7 protein-coding genes are annotated in these 3,501 nt (G+C 57.3%); 2 read left to right on the top strand and 5 right to left on the bottom strand.

Annotation, left to right across the window (positions count from 1 at the left end):
* Window positions 1-116 precede the first annotated feature (116 nt).
* A complete protein-coding gene (locus HBO24_RS29260; RefSeq protein ID WP_169872220.1) occupies window positions 117-470 on the top strand; it encodes a hypothetical protein in 354 nt (117 codons plus the stop codon).
* 278 nt (window positions 471-748) lie between these two features.
* On the top strand, window positions 749-1,297 hold the full coding sequence (locus HBO24_RS29255; RefSeq protein WP_170060838.1) for a DUF4760 domain-containing protein: 549 nt from the start codon (window positions 749-751) through the stop codon (window positions 1,295-1,297).
* 36 nt (window positions 1,298-1,333) lie between these two features.
* Here the strand turns inward: HBO24_RS29255 and HBO24_RS29250 are convergent, their stop codons facing one another.
* From HBO24_RS29250 to HBO24_RS29420, 5 genes are all read right to left on the bottom strand, one after another.
* Window positions 1,334-1,840 carry a DUF2514 domain-containing protein gene (locus HBO24_RS29250; RefSeq protein WP_170060837.1) on the bottom strand — a complete coding sequence of 169 codons (507 nt, stop codon included), beginning with the start codon at window positions 1,838-1,840 and terminating at the stop codon, window positions 1,334-1,336.
* Window positions 1,825-2,145 carry a DUF6527 family protein gene (locus HBO24_RS29245; RefSeq protein WP_170060836.1) on the bottom strand — a complete coding sequence of 107 codons (321 nt, stop codon included), beginning with the start codon at window positions 2,143-2,145 and terminating at the stop codon, window positions 1,825-1,827. The genes HBO24_RS29250 and HBO24_RS29245 overlap by 16 nt, the downstream gene beginning before the upstream one ends.
* Entirely contained in the window at window positions 2,142-2,675 is a 534-nt protein-coding gene (locus HBO24_RS29240; protein ID WP_170060835.1) for a glycoside hydrolase family 19 protein, read from the bottom strand. The genes HBO24_RS29245 and HBO24_RS29240 overlap by 4 nt, the downstream gene beginning before the upstream one ends.
* Window positions 2,676-2,737: 62 nt before the next feature.
* The gene (locus HBO24_RS29805; RefSeq protein WP_170060834.1) at window positions 2,738-3,286 is read right to left on the bottom strand and encodes a tail fiber assembly protein; all 549 of its coding nucleotides are present in this window, start codon (window positions 3,284-3,286) and stop codon (window positions 2,738-2,740) included.
* A gap of 2 nt (window positions 3,287-3,288) precedes the next feature.
* A partial coding sequence (locus tag HBO24_RS29420; protein ID WP_222933249.1) for a hypothetical protein occupies window positions 3,289-3,501 on the bottom strand: 213 nt, incomplete at its 5' end.

Raw genomic sequence — 3,501 nt, 5'->3', positions numbered from 1 at the left:
CCGGCGTCCTGCCGACCGAACACCAAACCAAAATCCCCTACAGCTCGTCGCCTCACATCGCACAACCTGCAAACCTCGATTACTGTATGCACATACAGCATTCGGATTGACCCACCATGAACATCGATGAAGACACCTGCGAGTGGCTGGGATGCCCCACGCCTCTCGAAATGCACAAGCACCACTGCTCTCTGCTGGAGGATGAGATCAGCACCCTCTACCACCAGTTGCGCAAGGCCCGGGCGAATGTGCACGGCCTGGTCCAACTGAGCGACGATCTGGCCACCGGCAAAGCTCAGGCGGAGGAATCGCTAAGGAAGGCGCTCGAGGAGATAGCCAGGCTGCAAGAGGAAACAACGGTGCTAGGGACCAAAGTGCGCAGCTTGTCGCTTGTTTCCAGCCAGTGCGACTACCTGTTCAGGGAGAACCAGCGTCTGCTGCAGGAGCGGAAGCAGGAGCAATTGCCCTGACATACGCCTGGCACGCCCGCAGCGAGACCAGTACCAGTCCACATCTTGTAAGCATTCTCTTACATGGCATAGGGTTGATATCTCAATTCAATTCCCCAATCTTTGATCTACCATCTGTCGCGACACGTTCTCGCTTATGCGCAAAACGTGTCGCGACAGCTGTTTGAGGCGTCTCACTGGTGTAATATCAGTGAAGATGTTGTTTGCCATGGAATGCACCGCTCAGGAGGAAAGTAATGATGAAAAACCTCATAAAGGATGGATGGGAAGATTATTGAATGGATCCAGTTGCCGTAGAGCAGCCACTCAAAATCCTAGGTGAAACAATCGGGTTTTGGGTTCAAACGGCGGTAATCCTGCTAGGGGCAGGGGCCGCCGTTCTCACAATTATTATCAATGGACGGCTTTCTCGTCAGTCTATTGCCCATAACGAAAAGCTTTCAAGGCAGAGGGCCACCATCGATTTGCTGCTCACGCAGCGAACAGATATGAACCTGATAGAGTCAAAAAAAGCTGTGGGTATGATTCACAACAATGGCGGCGATTTCACCGCTTTAGCGGCACGCGACAAGGTTCAGGATGAAGCGCGCAGCCACATCCTATCGATAATAAATAATTATGAATTTATTGCCCTTGGCATACGCGAAGGGGCGCTTGATGAAAGTATCTACAAGCGAGCAGTGTACAGCCAGGTCATGCGGGACTGGCGAGCTATGAAGGCTTTTGTCATGGAACTCAGGCGACAAAATCAAATCGATACCCTTTTTCAAGAGCTTGAATTGCTTGCGAAACGGTGGGATCAGCACAAGCTGAAATGTGATGCCTAACGCTGCAATTTAATCCCGGCCAAGTGCCGGGATTTTTCATTCCGCCTTGGGTCTGATGTCGTCATAACTCCGCTCGCAAGTCATTCCCGCTATTCTGGCTCGGTCATACGCTGCTGCCAGCTCCCCCGCTCTCTTGTCAGCCCGCTGGAACAATTCGGAGAGCACCATTGCGGCGCGGGTGGCTGACGCGCCTCGCTGGGCAGATCCGGGATCGCTGCAGGCTGTGGCGGCAAACTTACCGGCCTCGACGTGCAGCCGGCCGCCAGCAGCATCAGCGGAGCCAGCATCCACAGCTGCAGCCTTGTTCTGTTCTCGCGCATTGCTTGCCTCCTTGTTCACCGCCGACTGGCGGCGCTGTTCTTCTTGGCGGGCCTTTTCGCCTGCCGCAGTAATTGCGAGCGCCTGGGCTTTACCGATTTCTGCCAGTTGCTTTCCGTAGCGCCAGTCTTGAACCTGCCAGGCGCCACCAGCACCAACGCCGATCAGCAATACGCTGGCTAGAAAGATCAGCGCCACCTTGTACTGCGTCACCAATTCGCCCATGACTCCTCCCAATTCGGCAGATCGAGCGTCTGGCCAGCCAGAGCGTGCGTGCAGTCGCCCAGGTACTGGATTCGCCCATCGGTGACGAATGAGTGGCAGACAACATCCTTTCCATGCATCCCATAGCGCGATAGCACAGAAGGCGTGAAAGTTGGCTCCTCGGCATTACCGTTGTAGCCCCAGCGTGGGCCGGGGCCAGTCCCTACATTCAGGCTATGCGGAAGATCGCAGCCATTGCAGAAGAACCACAGCGAGCCGTCGGCCGCCTGCCCCAGGACGCGGGAGATCGTTTTTATTTCGCTCATGCCAGCACCTTCAGCGCCTGGGTGTACAGCGCCTGGCGGTCGGCCATCCCATTGGTGCCGCCATTGATCCGGCGGGTGATCTTCACGAACTCCCCCTTGTCTGCCAGGGTGTTCAGGCCTTTCGTCGACCAGAACCAAGCCGCCGACATTGCAGCGTGCTGCGGCTGCTCCAGAAGCTCAGGCTGATTGATCAGGTCCAGGCCCAAGGCCTCACCGCACGCCGCGCAATTGGCCCGGCCAGTGATCTGGACAAGCCCCCGGCCACGGTACTTTGAGCCATCCCCTTTAACGGTGTTGCCCAGGTCAGCACGGCCTTCATATCCGGCCTGCTGCGCCGTGGGGCCCCAGATCTCCCGCACATAGCGCAACTGGCCCGACTCATGCCCGACCTGGGCGATGAACGCCGCAATGCGAGCAATGGTGACAATTCCGTATTTGCTCATGGCCGTGTTCAGCACAGGAACAAAAACGCCGGCTTGGCGGCCGGCGTTCGGGAGAATCCGCAGCAACTGCTGCTCGGTGATTGGCATAGCTCTCTCCTGGCAAAAATAAACCCGCTCAATGGCGGGTGTGGTCGACTACGGCGCCGATGCTACGGCGCGGCGGGCCAATCAATAGCGAGCGGGTAGCCTTCCTGATCAGGCACGCGGTTCAGGGCCACGCGGTATTTCTTCCAGGCCTTGAGGGTCGCCAACTCTGCCTCGGTCCCTTCATCGATATCGACGGCGTCCTGAAGTGGCGCGATTGCGTAATCCGCCTCGGCTCGCAAGTGCGCGATCTGGGTTTGTGCAGCCACCACAGGATCAAGCTCCGGCGACGGCAGCTCTTCCTGCGGGGGAATATCCGGCACCAGGATGTGCAGCGTGATCATGACCTTCAGATCGTACGGCTCGCCCTCTTTGGTCACGGTGACCGTGAGTAGGCCGTCCTCAAACGAGATGTTCGCCTCGGCGGGATGGTCCGAGGGGTGAAGCCCGTAGCCCCAGCCCTGATCGATGGGCGGGAATGGGACCATGCCCAGGGTGCCAGTGACGCAGTAGACGCCCACGTCCTTGCGATAACAGGTTACCTCGGTCCCGCCCAACGAGCCGAAATCGAACTTTTCCCCAGCACCAGTAACGTTAATTGCTGCTCTTGCCATGATCAGATCGCTCTCAGTGTGTTGTCGGCCATGCGGATGGTGTTCCCGGTGTGGTAGACCTTCACCCAGGGGAGGAAGCCGTTAAATGATGTCCTAAACCAAAACTGATTATCGCCGTTGTAGATCAGAATCTGAGCGCCAACGCGACCTGAGCGCCTCAAGCTTATGCCGGTTGCATTGATCGATTCTCCGGTACCGCCTGGATACCCCGCATT

Source organism: Pseudomonas sp. WS 5410 (genome assembly GCF_012985645.1).
GTDB lineage: Bacteria > Pseudomonadota > Gammaproteobacteria > Pseudomonadales > Pseudomonadaceae > Aquipseudomonas > Aquipseudomonas shahriarae.
Note: the sequence above shows the minus strand (reverse complement) of the source record. Positions and strands in the feature narration are given on the sequence as shown.